14 protein-coding genes and 3 pseudogenes are annotated in these 19,689 nt (G+C 62.7%); 8 read left to right on the forward strand and 9 right to left on the reverse strand.

What is annotated here, in order from left to right; genetic code table 11:
- Window positions 1-307 precede the first annotated feature (307 nt).
- Window positions 308-433 (forward strand): hypothetical protein, encoded by a 126-nt coding sequence (locus OKW28_RS06470; protein ID WP_429444255.1) that lies wholly within the window; start codon window positions 308-310, stop codon window positions 431-433.
- Between the two features lie 54 nt (window positions 434-487).
- Complete coding sequence (locus tag OKW28_RS06475; RefSeq protein ID WP_429444256.1) at window positions 488-2,452, forward strand: enterotoxin; 1,965 nt, start codon at window positions 488-490, stop codon at window positions 2,450-2,452.
- Window positions 2,453-2,472: 20 nt separating this feature from the next.
- Here OKW28_RS06475 and OKW28_RS06480 read toward each other — a convergent pair whose 3' ends face one another.
- Window positions 2,473-4,236, reverse strand: a complete 1,764-nt coding sequence (locus tag OKW28_RS06480) for a beta-galactosidase (protein ID WP_429444257.1) — start codon at window positions 4,234-4,236, stop codon at window positions 2,473-2,475.
- 409 nt (window positions 4,237-4,645) lie between these two features.
- On the opposite strand from OKW28_RS06480, the gene OKW28_RS06485 reads away from it, so the two are divergent.
- Entirely contained in the window at window positions 4,646-5,137 is a 492-nt protein-coding gene (locus tag OKW28_RS06485) for an aminoacyl-tRNA deacylase (protein ID WP_090807449.1), read from the forward strand.
- Between the two features lie 123 nt (window positions 5,138-5,260).
- Here the strand turns inward: OKW28_RS06485 and OKW28_RS06490 are convergent, their stop codons facing one another.
- Window positions 5,261-7,645 (reverse strand): filamentous hemagglutinin N-terminal domain-containing protein, encoded by a 2,385-nt coding sequence (locus OKW28_RS06490; protein ID WP_429444258.1) that lies wholly within the window; start codon window positions 7,643-7,645, stop codon window positions 5,261-5,263.
- Window positions 7,646-7,996: 351 nt separating this feature from the next.
- Here OKW28_RS06490 and OKW28_RS06495 point away from each other — a divergent pair.
- Window positions 7,997-8,116, forward strand: a pseudogene (locus OKW28_RS06495) (GGDEF domain-containing protein); the annotation flags it as partial.
- Window positions 8,117-8,124: 8 nt separating this feature from the next.
- The gene (locus OKW28_RS06500) at window positions 8,125-8,817 is read left to right on the forward strand and encodes a cytochrome b/b6 domain-containing protein (RefSeq protein ID WP_429444259.1); all 693 of its coding nucleotides are present in this window, start codon (window positions 8,125-8,127) and stop codon (window positions 8,815-8,817) included.
- A 44-nt stretch (window positions 8,818-8,861) separates the two neighbouring features.
- Here the strand turns inward: OKW28_RS06500 and OKW28_RS06505 are convergent, their stop codons facing one another.
- Window positions 8,862-9,323: a CHRD domain-containing protein gene (locus OKW28_RS06505; RefSeq protein WP_429444260.1), complete on the reverse strand. Its 462-nt coding sequence runs from the start codon at window positions 9,321-9,323 to the stop codon at window positions 8,862-8,864.
- A gap of 335 nt (window positions 9,324-9,658) precedes the next feature.
- Here OKW28_RS06505 and OKW28_RS06510 point away from each other — a divergent pair, with 335 nt between their 5' ends.
- Complete coding sequence (locus tag OKW28_RS06510) at window positions 9,659-10,393, forward strand: GGDEF domain-containing protein (protein ID WP_429444261.1); 735 nt, start codon at window positions 9,659-9,661, stop codon at window positions 10,391-10,393.
- 255 nt (window positions 10,394-10,648) lie between these two features.
- Here OKW28_RS06510 and ilvD read toward each other — a convergent pair whose 3' ends face one another.
- The gene (gene ilvD / locus OKW28_RS06515) at window positions 10,649-12,511 is read right to left on the reverse strand and encodes a dihydroxy-acid dehydratase (RefSeq protein ID WP_429444262.1); all 1,863 of its coding nucleotides are present in this window, start codon (window positions 12,509-12,511) and stop codon (window positions 10,649-10,651) included.
- Between the two features lie 485 nt (window positions 12,512-12,996).
- Between ilvD and OKW28_RS06520 the strand changes: the two are divergent.
- Window positions 12,997-14,389 (forward strand): annotated as a pseudogene (locus tag OKW28_RS06520) (short-chain fatty acid transporter).
- A 102-nt stretch (window positions 14,390-14,491) separates the two neighbouring features.
- Here the strand turns inward: OKW28_RS06520 and OKW28_RS06525 are convergent.
- Window positions 14,492-15,638, reverse strand: a pseudogene (locus tag OKW28_RS06525) (branched-chain amino acid ABC transporter substrate-binding protein).
- A gap of 56 nt (window positions 15,639-15,694) precedes the next feature.
- Between OKW28_RS06525 and OKW28_RS06530 the strand changes: the two are divergent.
- Window positions 15,695-15,922: a hypothetical protein gene (locus tag OKW28_RS06530; RefSeq protein WP_429444263.1), complete on the forward strand. Its 228-nt coding sequence runs from the start codon at window positions 15,695-15,697 to the stop codon at window positions 15,920-15,922.
- Window positions 15,923-15,946: 24 nt separating this feature from the next.
- Here the strand turns inward: OKW28_RS06530 and OKW28_RS06535 are convergent, their stop codons facing one another.
- From OKW28_RS06535 to OKW28_RS06550, 4 genes are all read right to left on the reverse strand, one after another.
- Window positions 15,947-16,378, reverse strand: a complete 432-nt coding sequence (locus OKW28_RS06535; RefSeq protein WP_429444264.1) for an NUDIX hydrolase — start codon at window positions 16,376-16,378, stop codon at window positions 15,947-15,949.
- Window positions 16,379-16,401: 23 nt separating this feature from the next.
- Window positions 16,402-17,046 (reverse strand): LysE family translocator, encoded by a 645-nt coding sequence (locus OKW28_RS06540; protein WP_429444265.1) that lies wholly within the window; start codon window positions 17,044-17,046, stop codon window positions 16,402-16,404.
- A 275-nt stretch (window positions 17,047-17,321) separates the two neighbouring features.
- Window positions 17,322-18,302: a substrate-binding domain-containing protein gene (locus OKW28_RS06545; RefSeq protein ID WP_429444266.1), complete on the reverse strand. Its 981-nt coding sequence runs from the start codon at window positions 18,300-18,302 to the stop codon at window positions 17,322-17,324.
- Window positions 18,299-19,678: a leucine-rich repeat-containing protein kinase family protein gene (locus OKW28_RS06550; RefSeq protein WP_429444267.1), complete on the reverse strand. Its 1,380-nt coding sequence runs from the start codon at window positions 19,676-19,678 to the stop codon at window positions 18,299-18,301. The genes OKW28_RS06545 and OKW28_RS06550 overlap by 4 nt, the downstream gene beginning before the upstream one ends.
- Between the last annotated feature and the right edge of the window lie 11 nt (window positions 19,679-19,689).

Below are 19,689 nucleotides of genomic sequence, written 5' to 3' on the forward strand. Positions count from 1 at the left end.
CATAACAGGTCGAACGAGGCGGACGGCTCTTCTTTCCGACGGTCGCTGAACTGTATGAGAGGCTTTCCATAAGGCGGATATGGCTGTTGCGCGTCCGAACTGGCTTTCACAACCCCAAAGGCCCGATTGGTCGGCCCGAGTTACACAGCCGAGCCACGGAGCGGGATACAACGATGCGGCCGGCCGTAGTCGCCTCGGTAGCGATCATTTACGATGGAGCAGTTCCAGTGACCGCTGCGGGTCGTAAGTACGCGTTGGCGGATTTGAGAGTCGCCGCTCCGGAGCCGCCTCGGGCGAGCGCTACGGTGTGCCCGGCAACGAAGCGGTGCTCAACGCGTTCTTGCGCTACCACCATACGCAGGGGCTTTCCGAACGGCTATTGACTATCGACGAACTGTTCGCGCCTTCCACCACGGCGCAGTTCGTTATCTGACGCCATTCGCGGGGCGGCGAAAATCTCTTCCTCTGGCCCGAGACAGGTTTCTCCATGCGCGCCAACCATGCTTCGCCTACGCAAACTGGCATGCCCGTGCTCCAGACGACGGGACATATCTCCTCGTTCGGCAACGACGCGATTGCATTGCGCTGGACGAACGAAGACGAACGTCTCGCCGGTTTCTCACTGATCGATTGCGAGCGCAAACGCACGTTACGCATCGTCGCGCCGTTCACGCTCACGCTCGCTGACGGAACCACTATGGGCGTGGCCGAGCTGAGGGTCGTTGCGCCCGTGAGCGACGCTGCGCTCGAACCCAACCCGCATGCGTCCCGCTTGGGCGAACGAATCGCAGGGCGACGCGCGAGCGTCTCCCTGGTAGATACACATGGACGCCTAAAGGTGCAATGGAGCGTCGAGCAGCGCGAAGGGTCACGATATCTGCGCGTCCAGCTGGCAATTACGGCGCTTCTTCAGGACGAAGAGATCGCTGCCGTCTCATTGCTGAAGACGCGCGCTCCAGGCGCCAGGGCCAGTAGTGAGCGCAAGGGCACGCCGGTCATTGCGGGTAACTTCTATCTGGGCTTCGAGCACCCGCTGGCGACAAGTCAGGTGAAGGGCGACAGCCTCAGCTTCATGCTGCATCGCGCGTTGCCGCTGGAGAAAAACAGGACGCTGGTCTACTCCGCTGTGGCAGGTGTAGCCAGCGACGGCCAGGTTCGGCGCGACTTCGGCATCTATCTGGAGCGGGAACGGGCTCGCCCGTATCGCCCGTTTCTGCACTACAACAGTTGGGGCGACATCGGCTACCTCACGCCGTACACGCAGGAGCAGGCGCTCGAGCGCATCGAAGCAATCGGCCACGAGTTGCACACAGCGCGCGGGGTGCAGATCGATTCGCTTCTGTTCGACGATGGCTGGGACGACCTTGGCGGCGGCTGGCAATTCAGCAAGGCATTTCCACATGGCTTCGCTCCGCTGCGCGACGCTGCCGCGCGATTCGGCGCCGCTCCCGGCATATGGCTTTCCCCGTGGGGCGGCTACGGTATGCCGAAACAGGAACGCGTGACGCGAGGACGTGCCGCTGGTTATGAGGTCATCGACAACGGTCTCGCATTATCGGGGCCGACGTATTACCGGCGCTTTCATGAAGTCGTGATGGACTTGCTCGACAAGGGCGGCGTCAACCATTTCAAGTTCGACGGCACAGGCAATGCCGACAGGGTGTTCCCCGGCAGCCTGTTCGACAGCGATTGGGACGCGGCGATTCAACTGATCGAGGACATCCGCGCGGCCAAGCCCGAAACCTTCATTAATCTCACCACAGGTACGCATCCGTCGCCGTTCTGGCTGCGCCACGTCGACTCCATCTGGCGCGGCGGCAGCGACGATGGCCTGGCGGGCAGCGGCACGAACCGCGAGCGCTGGATCACATACCGCGACACGCAGACGTATCACAACGTCGTGGAGCGCAGTCCGCTCTTTCCACTCAATTCGCTGATGCTGCACGGCATCCTCTACGCGCAGTGCAATCCACGCCTCAATGCGTCGGCGGGCGACGCATTCTCCAACGAAGTGTGGTCGTACTTCGGAACCGGCACGCAATTGCAGGAGCTCTACATTACGCCGGCGCTGCTGGGCGAGCACGACTGGGATGTGCTTGCGCGCGCCGCCCAATGGGCGCGCGAAAACGGCGACATTCTTCGCGACAGTCATTGGATTGGCGGAGCGCCGGACGAACTGGCGGCCTATGGTTGGGCAGCGTGGGCGCCGCACAAGGCGATCGTGACGCTGCGCAATCCTCACAGTCGCACGCAACGCTTCGCACTCGACCTGCGGCGCCAACTGGAACTGCCAGATAACGCGGCGGCACGATTCGAATCGCGCAGCCTTGGGCGTGCGGGGGATTCCGGTATTCCTGCTCAACTGGACGCTGATCTGTCGCAAGCAGTGCAACTGGCGCCGTTCGAAGTGCTCACGCTCGAACTGCTGCCGGTTGCCGCCGCGAAGCGGTGAAGGGGGACGAGGCGTAGGCGCTAGTACAACCTGTCGGCCAGTTGAATCGGCTTTGCCTCGATCTGATGGAGGTCGAAGACCAGCACCTCGTTGTTACCTTGCACGAGCCACGGCGCGGGACAATACAGGCGCCTTTGCGGGCCGATGTTCCAGTAGCGTCCGAGATTGCGGCCATTGACCCAGACGATACCCTTGGTCCAGTTGCTCATGTCGAGCCAGGTGTCGCCGACTTCAGTCAGCAGCAGGCTCGCCTTATAAAAGAGACCGGGTTTCTGTGGGTTCGTGCAGTCTTCGTTGAGGTTGGCGATAAACGTTTCATCCATCGGCAGCAGGTAGATGTCCCATTCCTCGAGCAACGCGAGCGAGCCGTCGACGTGTTTCATCGTGACCGGCTCGAGCAGACCTTTACGGTCAACGATCGCGGGTCCGAAGTTGACGCGCCCCATGGCCTCGACGAGTATCTCCAGCGCTACCTGGCCGTCCGGGTTCGACCCGTGGTTGTGCCGCGCCGAAGGCAGGGCAAGCGGCGCGCGATGCATCATGTGGAGCGACTGCGCGTACTTCTGCGGCAGTTGCGCTCTCGATACGCCGCCCGCGTACCGTTCACCAAGGAAAACCGTTGCGTAGTCGTGAACGGCGCTGATATCCAGCACACCGCGCGCCTGCTCCGGCAAAGACTTGCGATACAGCACGAAGCCAAACGCCTGACCGTAGCGTTCAAACGACTGCGGCTCGACGCCATGCTCGCGTGGCAGTGCCGCGGGCAGGTTGTCCCAGATCGAGGCGTAGAGCGTTGGCATCAAGGCCTCAGCGCCTGCGCAGTCAAGCGTGGCGATGACGTCGGGTATGGCTGGCAAGGGTTCGGGCAGATAGCTGGCGATAAGGTCTCGATACTTCATGTATTTCGGCGTCGCCATGCCTTGCTCGCTGATCGGGGCGCAGTAGTCATAGCTCGTGATGTCGGGCTGATAGTTGCCTGAACCGTCCACGTTCGCGCCGGCAAAAAAGCCAAAGCTCGTGCCGCCGTGAATGACATACAGGTTGAACGACAGTCGCGCCTGCATGAACGTGGCCAAGGTACTGGAGAGGTCGTAGTCCACGCCCGAAAACCCCGCTTCGCCCCAATGCGTGAGCCACCCCGGGTACACCTCGCCAGCCATCGCGGGCACCGAGGGGAAATCGCGGCGCACGGTTGCGATCTGCGCTGCGTCGCCGTTGCTCAGCGCGATCGCGCCGCCCGTTACCGTGGTGCGATTGCGTTCGAGTTGCGGGAGACCGTCTTCGGTGTAGAACGGCCCGGTTATGCCTCCTGCTAGCCAAAGCTGCCTGAGCTCTTCGAGGTAAGCCGGATTGCTCGCATACGAACCGAATTCGTTCTCGATCTGGATCATCAGGATCGGTCCGCCGTGCTCGCTCATCAATGGCTTGATACGCGGAACCAGTTCGTCGATATAGCGAGCCACCGCCGCCATGTAGCGAGGATCGGTGGCCGAGTCGGTCCGCAACTGGATGTCCGGATCGCGCAACAGCCAGGAAGGGAGGCCGCCCAGATCCCACTCTGCGCACACGTAAGGCCCGGGGCGCAACAGCACCCACATCTGCTCGGCCTGGCACAGGCGGATGAAGGCCTCGATATCGCGATTCCCGCTGCGGAAGTCGAACACGCCTCTATGCGTCTCGTGGTAATTCCACATGATGTACAACGCGATGCAGTTCAACCCCATCGCCCTTGCCATGCGGATCCGGTGTCGCCAGTACTCGCGCGGGATGCGGGCTGGATGCATCTCGCCGCTGCGAATCTGGAACGGCAGGCCGTCGAGCAGGAAATGTTCGCCGTCGGTGGCTAAAGGAGAAGGTATGGTTGCGTTCGAGGTTCACGATGGGCGTTGTCAAGTTGACGAATGCAGGCTACTTGTAAATCGGCTGCACCTGCGAGAACGGTAGAACGCAGTTCTTTAACGATCTACAGCTTGCGAACATTTTCGGTCCGCGGCGGCGCCATGCCTCGCACGGACAAAAGGTGTCGTTCGCCGGACCGGCCGACCGACGTCAGCTAAGGAACGGTGGATTCAACTGGTGGATGCGATCGCTCGATGGAATCGTTCAGCTGGCGTGCGTATTGCCGGTGCGTGAACTATTCTGAAAAGATCGCAATTGTTCATTCCTTTTCTGGTATTCGACAGGAGGTGTGCCATGTCGATGTCGCCAACCTTGCAGGACTGCCTGCGCAGCAAGGGTTCCCGCTACGAAGTCGTGCGTCACCCATACAGCCACTCGAGTATCGAAACGGCTGCTGCGGCGCACATTCCGGGCGACCGCCTCGCCAAGACCGTGCTCCTCGAAGACGAACACGGCTACGTGGCCGCCGTGCTGCCGTCAACTTACGCCGTGCAGCTCTCCGAACTCTGGAGCAAGACAGGGCGCCGGCTCGCCCTGGCCACGGAAGTCGAACTGCGCGAATTATTCAAGGACTGCGATGTGGGAGCGCTGCCGCCAATTTGTATGGCGTATGGCATGAAAACCTACCTGGAATCCAGCCTGGCAGGCCAGCCCGACGTCTACTTCGAGGCGGGCGATCACGAAGAACTGATTCATATGGAAGCGGATCAATTCCTCATGCTGATGGACGATGCGGAGCGCGCCCATTTCGCACGGCGGATGCGAGGGTTGAGCGGGCGGGCCTGACCCAACTGGCCAGCCCGTGCGCTGGCCGCGATAATTTGACCGCCTATTGCTTCATTTATCAGGGGGTAACTAATCAGCGGAAGCTAGAATTTTTTTTCCAGCTTCCGCTTGATTAGTCACGCGTCATTGCGCCAGCTGCCAGCGCAGCACCGGATGCGTCGCGCCAGCAGGCATCGCCCACACCCCCGTCGGACTGAAGTCATAACCGACGAATGATGCCGGTGTGCTCATCTGCGCGGTGGTCAGCCCGTTCGCCGCGGGAATCTGCGTGCCGTATACGACGCCGACTGTGGCAGTCGTGGTGTCGGTGTCCCAGTACACATCGTTCCCGATCTTGCCGGTATTGGCCCGCGCGATGCCGATCGGCTGATAGGACGGCTGAGTCACGAGACCGGTCGCGAATGACTGGGTGATCGTTCCCGAGTTTATGACGACGAGGCCGGCGCCGCCGCACGGCGTACCGGCAGCGCCGCGGCAATAGCCCAGAAGCGTTGTCGAGCCGGTTGCATAAGACTGGTTGATCATGCCGCTGTTAACGCCGACAAGGCCGCCGCCGCCCTCATTGATATAACTCAGCGAAACGACAGGACCCGTGGCGAACGACTGGTTGATCAGACCGCTATTCGCGCCCACCAGACCACCGAGCACATTTCCCGCGGTCACGGCGGCGCTGCTCGAAGAACGCTGGATCGAGCCGGCGTTAGCGCCCACGAGCCCACCGGCTATCGAAAAGTCGAGCAAAGCGGATGCGCCAGGTCCACCGCTAAGAACCGTGCCGGACGTATTCACCCGCAGGACCGTGCCGTTGTTCATGCCGGCCAGCAAGCCCATGTAGACGCTGGCCATCTGGTTGGGAGCCGTGCTCGCCGTGCCCGAAATGTCGACGTTGCGCACGACGCCCTGGGCGCCGATCACGCCGAACATACCCATCAATCGTACGAACTGGGAAGGCGCCAACTGCGCGACCGTTAGCGAGCTGATCGTGTTGCCTTGTCCGTCGAACTGCCCCGTGAATGGTGTGTCGACGCTGCCGATTGGAACGAAGGCGGTGTTGCTCGTCGCGCTCGCATCGACATTCTTGCCGAGCGCGTAGTTACCGGTGAGGTCGTTGGCGACATTCGACAGATCGGTCAGGGAGTTCACCAGCTTGTATGCGGTGATCTGCGTCACCAGACCGCTGAACGCGGGGGGCGTCCACGCCGGGTTGCTCAGTTGGGTACCGGCAACGTATGTGCCGTTCATGTCATAGAAAGCGCTCAGCGCGCCGGTGCTTTTCGACCAGTCGAGCGTGCCGTGATTCACGACGCTGCCGCCGTTGTCGCTTCCGGTTGCGTCGGTGCGCAAGGTCAAATTGCCCGCGCCTTTGTTCGCAATCGTCGCGCCGCTCGCGACTGACACGTCGCGGTACGCGGCGAGCGTCAGCGAAGCGGGACCAGACCAGCGCAGGCTCGATGCGACGTCCAGATCGCCCGTTGCGCCCATCGCGCCTGTCGTGGCGACATCGACAGTAGTGCCCGAATTCAGGCTGCGGCGCAGTGCGCGTGCAGCGAAATGATCGATCGTGAATGCAGGCGTCGAGAGATTCCATTCGCCCGCATTTACCGCTGCCTTGGCGCCGAATGCCAGTTGCGCCGCGGCAGTATCGACCGTCCCGCCGCTGCCGTCGGCGTTCCTGGCCGTGACGACGCCCGACTGCTCGATCCGGCCGGTGTCGGCGACGAGCCACACATGTCCGTCGCGGTTCGCCGTGCCCGTCGCGCGTATGCGCGCGCCACCGCCGGCGAGCGCAAACACGTTGCCATCGGCGGCCTGCAGGCTGATCTGCGCGGCTGCGATGCGTCCACTGTTGACGACCGTACCAACGCTCCCCGTCTGCACGAAAACCTGTTTGCTGCTGGCCGAGTCCCGTAACAACACCTGTTCGCCTGCGGCCAGTTCGGCCGTGCCGCCTGGCGCTTTGATCGTGCCCGCATTGACGACCGCGCCTCGCGCGATCAGGAAGACATCGGCGCCGCTCGAACTGATTTTGCCGAGGTTGATCACGCTCGCATTTGACTCGCCCGACAGCGTGAGTGCGTCGCCTTTGATGAAAGCACAGTTGCAGACATCGAGCGTAGACGCGACGAAACGTCCACCCGTTGTCACGACGCCCGAGGGGCCCACGACTATGCCCTGCGGATTGATCACATACACGCTGCCCGTTGCGCTGAGTCTGCCGAGGATTGCCGACGGCGAGCCGCCCGTGACCCTATTCAAGGTCGCGCCGGAGCCGTTGTCGAACGTCACGCGGTTGTGGGCTCCGACAGAGAAGCTGTTCCAATCGATCACGCCGCGCGTCGAACCCGGCTGCGTGACCAGCAGCGCGTTGCCATGGCTCGAGATGGTGCCGGCCCCGGCAACGTATTGGCCGCCCTGCGGAAGAACGCCTGCTGCGCACGCAAGGTGCGTCGCAGACAGACCGGCAACAGAAATGCACAGGAAAAGCAGCGATAGTGCAGGACGCGTCATACATCCCCCTTTCCGCGCGGGCACGCATGGGAGTGCGCGTGAACAACCGGTCTATGTCTATGAAGAATAGCAATCTGGCGCTGCTGCGCCTCGCGATGAACTCAACCTTTCGCGACGATCTGTATTGGCTTTGCGCCGACATGGCGCGTTTCGCAGAAGATGCCAGCCGGCGAAATTTCCGCGTTCACCGTGTAGCTTTTCGGTCGACCGTAGGCCCACCCGCCCGGCTTCGCGTCTCCCCCACGACCCATTCCGATATCATTTCGCAAGGATGCGCGGCGTTTGCCGTTATCACGTATGTAGTCTCTAACCTTTTGCCCGTTGCACCGGGGACGCGCTCTGAAGTCAGCGATGAAAGTCGATCTAGCCACGCTTTACCTTCTTGTGATCGGAACCTTGTTTGCCAGTTCCGCCATGATGTATTGGGAACACCTGTCCCATCCCAAGCGCGGCAAGGAATTGCGAATGCTGTACGACACATGGATGCTCACGAACCCGACACACGGCCGACCCAGCCCGTAACCCGCCCTGTCCTTGTCTGGGACGCGCCGGTGCGGTTGTTTCACTGGCTGGTGGTCGTGCTGGTCACGGCCGCGTATGTCACGTTGAAGTTGAACTGGATCGACTGGCACGTGCGCGTCGGCGAGACGCTGCTCGCCCTTGTCATTTTCCGGCTGCTATGGGGCTGCTTTGGCAGTGAGACCGCCCGCTTTCGCAGTTTCGTGGCATCACCCGCTGCCGCGCTTCACCATTTGCGCCGCCTGTTTCATCGCGAGCCCGATGTGCAGGTCGGTCACAATCCGGCCGGCGGCTGGATGGTTTTATTTCTGCTCGTCTTGCTGCTGACCGAGACGCTGAGCGGGCTCTACGTCAACAACGACATCGCCGACGAAGGGCCGTTTAGCGAACTGGTGCCCGTGTGGCTCGCCAACGCAATCTCAGCGTTGCACGGCCTTGTCTGGTACGTGCTGCTCGCCGCGGTGGTGCTGCACGTGCTCGTGATCGCCCTCTACGCGGTAGCGAAGGGACACAACCTGCTGCGCCCGATGCTGACCGGCTACAAACTGCTGCCCTGGTCCGTGGACGCGCCGCGGCAGGCGCCAGCGCTGCTGGCGCTGCTGCCATTCGGCGTCGGCGTTGCCATGGTGATGCTGCTCGCGGCTTATCTTTGAGCCTGACGCAAACCCGCTCTCCGGGCGCGGCTACCGTGCCTGCTTCAGTTGCCCTTCGGCGGCGTCACCTGGCCGCGAATCTCGCCATCCGGATTGTTCTTCGTGTGAACGTTGATGTACATGTCACCGGCTTCGAACATCTTGGCGTCGGCCGGAGATAGCGTGGCCTGACCGGTGATCGGGCTCGTCGCCTCCATGGTGCCCTTCTGCGACAGCCAGATCTTTACGCCAGCGTTTTTACCGGCCGGGGCGGGTCCGTGGAAATGCGCCATCGTGGTCGGACTCGTCAATCCGCTGAAGCTGATGTTCCAGGTGACGACCCGCGTGCTGGGGTCGAACGTGAGCTTGGCGCTGCCGCTGCCAGGCGTCTGCACCGGCGGAACCTGTTGGGCGCCCGTCAAAGGCACCTCAAACGAGACGGGCGCCGCTTGCGCCAAGGTCAGCGTACCCGCGAAGGCCAAACCACCGAACACCATGAAAGCGCGCCGCGTGATGGATCGTGACATCTGGTTTTCTCCTGTTGGGTTTGCCCTTGGTGAGCGGGCGATTATTGAAGACTGCAGAAGACCTCGTCGGCGTTGTTGGCAGCCAAACAAGTGAGTCAAGCATAGACGCAAGCAGGCCGTAACGCGAAGGTTGCATGAGGCCGAAATCCGGCTATGCGTGGCGACCGCCCCGTCACGTCGACGCCAGATGAGTCTGTCCAGCGATTCGAAAGGAAACCGTCGGGCGAAAATCGTTGAAATTTGATCTGGCGCGAAAAATTCTTCCGGTACATATGCGCTTTGCGCGAAGGCAGCGGATGTAACTGGCGCGACCTGGTGTTGCGCCAGGAGCCTTCATGGATCACACCCATTGTTACGCTGCCATGTCCATCCCGAACGCCTTCATCGGCATCGCGATTCTGTCCTGCATGATGAGCGTCGCCGTTCTCGGCTCGTATGGATCCGGCCTGGCGCATGAAACGACTTTTCTGGAGGACACGCCGCTGAACGTCGCGTTTCTCGGCATGGCGATACTGACCTTGCCATGCCTGTCGGTTGGCATGGTGATGCTGGCGCATGACCGGCTGGCGGAGCGGATGGAGCGCCTCGCCACCATCGACGATCTGACGGGCGCGCTCGGGCGGCGGGCGTTCATCGCCAGGACCGAGTCGCTGTTCGAGTTGGCAAAGGTGGCGAAGTCGAAGCTGTCCATCGCTATTCTGGACATCGATAACTTCAAGGGCATCAATGACAGATACGGGCATGCTGCTGGCGACCAGGCTCTTGCGCATGTTGCCTTGACGATATCGCGCGGAATTCGGCAAACCGACGTCCTTGGCCGCATCGGCGGTGAGGAGTTTGCGCTACTGCTGCCACTGACCGGGAAAAAGGAGGCGGCCCGTCTCACGAACCGGTTGCGCGCACTCGTCGCGGCGTCTGTTGCGCGCGCTCCGACCGGCGACGTCGCATGCACACTCAGCGCTGGCGTCGACGAATTCGGTGACGGCGAGAGCCGATACAGCGCTCTATGCCGCGAAAGCCAACGGCAGAAACTGCGTGATGCTGGCGGGGTCGTCGTAGCGTGCCGATGACATCGTTTCCAGTTTTCCGGCTTAGGAAAGGCTCCGCGGAGGGCTGCGCAGGAGACGCCTGAGCGATCGTCCATTCGCACTGCCACTGCAAAAAAACCGGCATGCAGTCGCCCGCATACCGGTCTCTATTGGGGCCCGGTCGCGTCACCGCGAAAAGGGCCGCCGCGCCGATCCGCGCCAGTCCGCGCTTTATTGGCGCTTTATTGGCGCTTTATTGGCGCTTTATTGGCGCTTTATTGGCGCTTTATTGGCGCTTTACTTGCGCTTCAATTGCGAAATATCGCGCACCGCGCCGCGATCGGCCGAGGTCGCGAGCGCCGCATACGCCTGCAATGCCTGCGACACGACACGCTCGCGATTGGTCGGCTGCCATGCGTCGTCGCCGCGCGCTTCCATCGCCGCGCGACGGCGTGCGAGCTCTTCATTCGACACCGCGAGATGCATCTTGCGCTGCGGAATGTCGATCTCGATCACGTCGCCGTCTTCGACCAGACCGATCGTGCCGCCTTCCGCTGCTTCGGGCGACGCATGGCCGATCACGAGGCCCGATGAGCCGCCCGAGAAACGGCCATCGGTAAACAGCGCACAGCTCTTGCCGAGGCCCTTCGACTTCAGATACGAAGTCGGGTACAGCATTTCCTGCATGCCCGGACCGCCCTTCGGACCTTCATAGCGGATCACCACGACGTCGCCCGGCACGACCTTGTCACCGAGAATCGCGTCGACCGCGTCGTCCTGGCTTTCGAACACGCGCGCGCGACCCGAGAACAGCCACTGCGATTCGTCGACACCCGCGGTCTTCACGATACAGCCCTTCTCCGCGAGGTTGCCGTACAGCACCGCGAGGCCGCCGTCCTTCGAGTACGCGTTTTCCTTGCTGCGGATACAGCCGCTCTTGCGGTCCGTGTCGAGCGTCGCGTAGGTCGCTTCCTGGCTGAAGGCGACCGTGGTCGGAATGCCGCCCGGCGCCGCGCGGAAGAATTTCTGCGCTTCCTCGCCCGCGCCGCCGGCGATGTCCCACTTCGCGATCGCGTTGCCGAGGGTGTCGCTATGCACGTTGCCGCACGACAGATCGAGCAGCTCCGCGCGCGCGAGCTCACCGAGAATACCGATGATGCCGCCCGCCCGATGCACGTCCTCGATGTGGTACTTGTCGGTCATGGGCGCGGCCTTGCACAGGCACGGCACCTTGCGCGAGATACGGTCGATGTCCGACATCGTGAAATCGACGCCCGCTTCCTGCGCGGCGGCCAGCAGGTGCAGCACGGTGTTGGTCGAGCCGCCCATCGCGACGTCGAGCGTCATCGCGTTTTCGAACGCCTGCTTGGTGGCGATGCTGCGCGGCAGGACCGAGGCGTCCTCTTCCTGATAGTAGCGGCGGCACAGATCGACGACCAGGCTGCCCGCCTGCTCGAACAGGCCCTTGCGCCATGCGTGCGTCGCGACGATGGTGCCGTTGCCCGGCAACGCGAGGCCGATCGCCTCGGTCAGGCAGTTCATCGAGTTCGCGGTGAACATGCCCGAGCACGAACCGCAGGTCGGGCACGCGCTGCGCTCGACTTCGGCGACTTCGGCGTCGCTGATCTTCGGATCGGCGGCCTTGATCATCGCGTCGATCAGGTCGATCTTCGCGATCACCTGGCCGTCGGTCGGCGACTTGACCTTGCCCGCTTCCATCGGACCGCCCGACACGAACACGACCGGAATGTTCAGGCGCATCGCGGCCATCAGCATGCCCGGGGTGATCTTGTCGCAGTTCGAGATGCAGACCATCGCGTCCGCGCAGTGCGCGTTGACCATGTACTCGACCGAGTCCGCGATCAGTTCGCGCGACGGCAGCGAATACAGCATGCCGCCGTGGCCCATCGCGATGCCGTCGTCGACGGCGATCGTGTTGAATTCCTTCGCCACGCCGCCGGCCGCTTCGATCTGCTTCGCGACCAGCGCGCCCAGGTCGCGCAGATGCACGTGGCCCGGCACGAACTGCGTGAACGAATTCACGACCGCGATGATCGGCTTGCCGAAATCGTCGTCCTTCATGCCGGTGGCGCGCCACAGCGCGCGGGCGCCGGCCATGTTGCGGCCATGAGTCGAAGTGCGTGAGCGATAGTTGGGCATCTGTATCCTCAGGAATTGCTGTTATCGGTTTTAATGAGCGCCCGCGCGGGCGTGGGGATCGCATGAGTACGCGGACTTTGCGCTGGAACGAATAGTGCAAGAACGCCAGTAAGACGTCCAATATATTTTTTCTGCGTAATTAGGTCGTGAAAGATATTAATCGATGTCGCGACCGTTCAGCCGATTTCACGTTTTTCTTGACATTTCCCGCTCCCACCGCGAATAATGTAGCGTTCGTTTAACGAAACCGTGTTCACTGTAAGAACATTGAAACGGAAACAGAGGTCTTTTCGAGTGCAACACCGGGTTCGAGGCCAGTCGCGCCCAAGCCTGGGCCCACCCTCCTGGATTCGCGCCAATCTGTCCGCTGTGATCAAGATCAGGTAAGGCAAGTTTGCCGCCAATACGCGCCAGCACCCCGCGCCGGCGCGCCGTACCCGCCCCTCCGCCCAGCACAGGGCCGGGCACTACACAGAGTCACACACATGAAGCGAGACACTCCCCCTCACGCCGCCGGCCGACCGGCCGCTTCGCGCGGCATCGTCGAAGGGCTGGTTTATGTTTTCGAGCAGGTCATGCCCGACCCGTTCGTACTGTCGATCTGCCTGACGTTCTTCGTCGCCGTGCTGGCGATGCTGATCGCACCGACCGGCACACTGCCGACGCTGCTCGATTCCTGGTACACCGGCACGTTCGGCATTCTGGGCTTCGCGCTGCAGATGATCCTGATCCTCGCGACCGGCTACGCGATCGCGGAAGCGCCGATCGTGCAACGCGGTCTGCGCGCGCTCGCGTCGCATGCGAACTCGCCGACGCGTGCCGCGCTGCTCGTGTTTCCGGTCGTCGCGGTTGCCGCGTGGCTCAATTGGGGGCTCGGGCTCATCGTCGGCGCGTTGCTGTCGCGGGAAATCGCGCGGCGCGTCGACGTCGACTTCGCATGGCTCGTCGCGGGCAGCTATTCGGCCTGGTCGATCTGCAACAGCGGGCTGTCAAGTTCGATCGCGCTATCACAGGCCTCGCACGGCAATGCGCTGAATCTCGTCGAGAAAGCGACCGGCCACGTGGTGCCGCTCAGCGAAACCATCTTCGCGCCGTTCGTGTTCATTCCGACCGTGCTGGTCGTCGTCGTGATGACCGCGATCTTCATCAAGATGCATCCGAAGGCGGAGAACGTCGTCGCGTTTCGTCAGAGCGGCGAAGCAGCCGCCGACGCGTTGAGCGACGACCCGCATGCCCGCGCGAGCAGCGAGACATCGCTCGCGGCGCGCCTCGAACAGTCGATGCTCGGCACACTGCTGATGCTCGCGCTCGGCATCGGCTATCTGGCGCTGACGTGGCACAAGGAAGGATTCGATCTCGACATCAACAACACGATCCTGATCTTCCTGATGATCGGTCTCGCGCTGCAACGCACGCCGATCGCGTACGCGAATTCGATTCGCCGCGCCGCGCGTCAGACCGGCTCGATGCTGCTGCAATATCCGATGTACGGCGGGATCATGGGCATCATGAAGGGCACGGGTCTCGCGTCGATGATCGCGAAAGCGTTCGTGACGATCGCGTCACCGGTCACGCTGCCGCTGTGGAGCTATCTGAGCTCGCTGATCATCACGCTGCTGGTGCCGAGCGCCGGTGGCCACTGGGCGGTGCAGGGTCCGTTCGTGCTGCCCGCGGCGCTCAGCCTGCATGCGTCGGTGCCGCGCACCGCAATGGGCGTCGCGATGGCCGAGAATGTATCGAACATGCTGCAGCCGTTCTGGGCCGTGCCGATCGTCGCGATCGGCGGGTATCCGGATTCAGCGCGTCATGGGCTATACGGCGGTGACGTTCGCGGTGTCGCTGGTGATTTACGCGGTGGCGTTGTGGCTCGTGCCGTAACCACAATGACCTGAGTCGAACGATCTCGCTACCGTCAAAACAAAGGGCCGATGAAGCAATGCTTGATCGGCCCTTTGTGCTTTTGCGGTGTACCGCTCGCTGTTACATCTTGACGACGTCGAGCAGCGTCTTCTTGCCGTCCTTATAGTCGTACAGCGAGATCACGCCGTGCTGAAGGTCGCCCTTCGCGTCGAACGTCGTTTCGCCGGTCACGCCCTTGTAGTCGGTGCCCGACACCTTGGCGAGCACCTTCGCCGGATCGGTCGAGTTCGCGCGCTTCATCGCGTCGACGACGATATACACCGCGTCGTACGTGAACGGCGCGTCGAATTCGATCGGATGACCGAAGCGCTTCGTGTACTTCGCCGCGAATTGCGCGCCACCGTTCATGCGCTCGACGGCCATGCCGGCCTGCGAGCACACCACGTTGCCCGCCGCCGGACCGGCGAGGTCCGCGAGGCTTTCGGTGCACACGCCGTCACCCGACAGCATTTTCGCGCGCAGGCCCAACTGACGCGCCTGCTTCGCGAACGGACCGCCGGTCGCGTCCATGCCGCCGTACATGATCGCGTCGGGATTCTCGCCCTTGATCTTCGTGAGGATCGCGCGGAAGTCGACGGCCTTGTCGTTCGTCGCGTCGTGCGATACGACCTTCAGGCCGAGTGCCTTCGCGGTCTTTTCGAATTCGTTCGCGAGGCCTTGGCCATAGGCGGTCGAATCATCGACCACGGCCACGGTCTTCACGTTCAGCGTCTTCGCGGCGAAGGTCGCGAGTGCCGGACCTTGCTGCGCATCGGTCGCGACGACGCGGTAGGTCGTCTTGAAGCCCTGCTGGGTGTACGCCGGGTTCGTCGACGACGGCGAGATCTGCACGATGCCAGCGTCGCTGTAGATCTTCGAGGCCGCGAATCGACGCGCCCGAGTTCAGGTGGCCCACCACCGCGACGACCTTGTCGTCGACGAGCTTTTGCGCGACCTGGGTTGCCTGACGCGGGTCGCCCGCGTCGTCCTGGGCGTCGAGCACGAGCGTGATCTTCTGACCGTCGATCGTCAGACCCTTCGCGTTGATTTCCTCGATCGCGAGGCGCGCGCCGTTTTCATTGTCCTTGCCGAGGTGGGCGGAGCCGCCCGTCAGCGGACCGACATGACCGATCTTGACCACCTGATCCGCGTTCGCCGTGCCGGCGATGCCCGCGAATGCAACGACTGCCGCGCTGACCGGCAGCAGTTTGTGAAGCTTGAACGACATACAACACATCTCCTCTTTACTTACCTTGCCAACCGGATGGCTGGGGATTCCTGCTATTGATCGAACATTGCCATTCATCCAGTCCGGATGAATTGAAATCCGGCGAATCCAGCAATTCGCCAGGTCCGCCATTTTTGGTGCAGCACAATAACGCAAAAACCGGCGCAAGCGACAGATTCCCGCGCAATCCGGATTGGAGCCGCGTCAATTGGCGGTCGTTTCGTCGCTCGATTCAGCGGGATTTTGCGGGTTTGATTCGTTCAGGAAATCGTCAGCAAAAGTGACGAGATAAGCAGGAACTCTGCGAATCACGGCTTGAAATCGGCCAGCATCACACCGTCGCGGATATGCGCGAGAGCGGCCGCCACGTAGTCGACGACCGGTGCCGGTGGATGGTCCGGCTTCGCCCACACGAAGCCCGAGCACTTGTGCGGCTCCATGTTCGCCAGTTCGCCCTGCCATGAACGGCACACGAGAAAGAAGCTAATGCGGTTCGTGTCCGAGTCGCGCCGCATCACGAGTTTGAATTCGAGCGCGCCGGGCTCGATCGTCACACCGGCTTCTTCTTTCGATTCTCGAATCGCGCATGCCTCGATCGATTCGCCCGGTTCGAGATGGCCGGCAATCAACGCGTACTGGCCGTCCCTGAAACCGGTATTCGCGCGCTGGATGAAAAGGCACTCGCCCTGCCCATTGAGGAACAGCACGTTCACATCGACGATGCTTTGCATTCGGCTCATTTTCTTGCCGGCACCATGACGGACTAGCCGCGTTGCGCGGTCAGCAGCTTGATGCCGAGCGCGACGAAGACTAGCCCGCTGCCGCGTTTGATGGCCGCGACCCAAGGGCTGGCTCCGACGCGCGTATGGATACCGCGCACGCCGAGCGAATAAATGGTGTGCACGAGCACGACGGTGACCGCGATCGTCAGATACATCACGATGAACTGCTCCGACAGGCCGCGCTCGTGGTCGATGAATTGCGGCATGAACGCCGATAGAAAGATCATCGTCTTCGGATTGCTGCCCGACACGAGCAAGGCTTCACGGAATACCTTCTTGCGCTCGAACGTATAAGCGGACGATGCGACGCCCGCCCGCTGCGCGGCCCGCGATGCCTCTTTGTTGCCGCCGCGCAGTTGCCTGATGCCGAGATACACCAAATAACCCGCGCCGAGCACTTTCATCGCGACGAAGAGCGGTGGCAGCGTCGTCAATACCGCGCCGACACCTAGCGCCACGAGCGCGACGACGACTCCTTGCGCGAGCAGATTACCGGCGACGCTCGCCGCCGCGCCGCGGTTTCCATAGCGGACCGAATTGCGGATCACGAGCAGAACGTTCGGTCCCGGCGAAATGGTGGTGAGCAGATAGGCACCGGCGAAAAGCAACCAGGTATGGAAGGACATGGCAGGCCCAGCGGTTCGTTGTGGTTGAATACCAATACACCGGACATCATCATGCCACGGAAAAAATCGCTGCCGCCGTCGCTGCGCGCTAATCGGTACGCACGACCTGACACAAGAACTGCTTCAAACGCGCACTTTGCGTGACGCGCTGCTGGCCGCCCGATAGTGGCGTCGGGTACTAGTGCACCTGCTCGGGATTGCGCACGCGCTCGATGTAGTGCATCGCGAGAGCCTGCCCGTCGGCCTTGCTGATGCGCCGGACGTCGCGCGCCGCCTCAACGTTTCGAGCCCGTCACCAGTTGCAGCGGCGTCTCGATCACCTTCGACAACTCGCGCTGCTTGCGCCGCTCGGTCACCGCCTTCAACGCGAAGTCGATGCCGAACACGGTCTGGCGGCCGGCGAACTGGTTCATCGTCGCGAGCACGCGGCCGTCGGCGAGTAGCGGCTTGATCGCATCGATCGCGTCGTAGCCGGTGACATAGACGCCGCCGCCGCGACCCGCGTCGCGAATCGCGTCGACCGCGCCCATCGCCATGTTGTCGTTGCCGCATAACAGCGCGCGCAGCTGCGGGTGCTCGGCCAGTATTTTCGCGGCCACGTCGCGGGCCTTGCCGTACTCCCAGTCACCCGACTCGACCGCGACGACCTGCACGCTCGCGGCATCCATCGCATCGCGGCTGCCGGCCGTGCGCTGCTGCGCATTGCTGCTCACCGAAACGCCTTCGATGATGCCAACCTGATCGCCTGGCTTCAGCCGCGTGGCCAGATATTGGCCGACCTGCTTCGCGCCGTTGCGATTGTTCGGCCCGACGAACGGCACCGAGATGCCGGCGGCCGCTTGTGCCGCATCGTCGAGCGGGTTGTCGATCGTGATCGTGATGATGCCGGCCTTGATCGCGCGCGCGATCACCGGGATCAGCGCCTTCGAGTCGGTCGGCGCGATCACGATCGCGTTCACCTTTGCCCTGATCGCCTCGTCGACCATGCGGATCTGCGCGGCGGTGTCGGTCTGGTTGGCCGTGCCGCGAATCGTCAGGCTGAATTGCGACGAGAAGTGGTCCTGGTAATTGCGCGCAGCGTCGACCATCGCGACCGTGAACGGGTCAGACATCGATTTGAGTACGAGCGCGATCTTCGGCTTCGTGCCAGGCAGCACTTCGGCGCCGGCATCGTCCGCGAACAGCGCGATGCCAGTGAGACCGGTTGCGGCCAGCGCGCTCGCGAGCAGCACGCGGCGGCGCATGTGCTGCGTCATGGCTTGACTCCTTCGCGGAGGTGCCGGTTGCGGAGGTGCCGTTTGCGGACGCGCCGATCGAACGACGCGACGCTGGCGGCAATTTCGTCGAAGAGCGGCCGGCTGTCGATATCTTCGCTCAGACAACGCGTCTTCAAGGTGGCGAGTTGCGCGTCGAGTCCACCGGGTACGTCGCAACGCTCGAGCAGTTCTTCGAGCAGACAGCCGTACGCCCTCACTTCGAGCCGCTGCAACGCGATAGCGAGCTCGCGATCGCCGGCGTCAAAAAACGACGCCGCCCCGAAATCGCCGAGCAGCGCGCGCCCCGCGCCGCCGTGCAGGATATTGTGCGCGTACAGATCGCCGTGCATCACACCGCCCCGATGCAGATGACTCGCGACCTTCGCGATGCCGCTCGCGATACCGAGCACCGTCGCAAGGTCGAAGCGCGCGTCGTCGCGATAGATGTCGCGCGTACACGATGCGAGGCTCGGCGGGCCGGCGAGATTGGCGAAGCGCGTATCGATCAATCCCATCACGAGGCCATGCGTATCCGACGGATGCCCGATCACCTTGCCGAGCACGGGGATCAGGTTCACATGTTCGCCGCCGCGAATGCAAGCAGCCATCTCGCAGTCGGGCAAACCGTCGCTCGTCACCGCACCCTTGAACAGCTTGACGGCGACCGCACGCGGCGCGGGCTCGTTGTCCGCGTGCAGCGCCGCGCGATAGATGACCCCCGATGCGCCCTCGCCCAACGGCCGTTCGAGCTGCAACGCATCCCAACGAATGCCGCTGATGGGTGTGTCGATGAGCGCCGCCTGTTCGAGCGCCGCGTTGAACGGATTGCCCGCATAGGCGAGCCACGCAAGCCGCGGCAGACGCAGCAACCAACTCGGCAATGCATCGAAACGATTCGCCGCGAGCCGCAGCAGTTCGAGCCGCGTGCATGCGGCCAACTCCTCGGGCAGCGCGCGCAGCCGGTTGCCGGCAAGCATCAGCTTCTGCAGTTGCGTGCAGCGGCCGAGCTCCGCGGGCAAGCGTTCGAGATCGTTGTCGGTCAGAATCAGCCAACGCAGCAGCGGCGGCAGCGCGCGCGCCGGCACCTCGCGGATGCGATTCGACTTGAAGCCGATCATGCTCAGTTGCGCGCATTCGCCGAGCACGCCGGGCAATTCGATGAACGGGTTGTTGGACGCGAACAGGATGCGCAGTTTGCGCAGACGCGGCAGATCGTCCGGCAGCGTCGTCAATGCGTTGTTCGACAGGTCGAGCACTTCGAGCGTATCGGCGAGATCGAAAATCTCGCGCGGAAATTCGCTCAGGCCGCACGCGAGTTTGAGTTCGCGCGCACCCGCCAGTCGCCCGGCCCGCAGTTGTTCTAGAGTCGTGGTCACAGTCGTGGGAA

It is taken from the genome of Paraburkholderia sp. 40, assembly GCF_050434105.1.
Classification (GTDB): Bacteria; Pseudomonadota; Gammaproteobacteria; order Burkholderiales; family Burkholderiaceae; genus Paraburkholderia; species Paraburkholderia tuberum.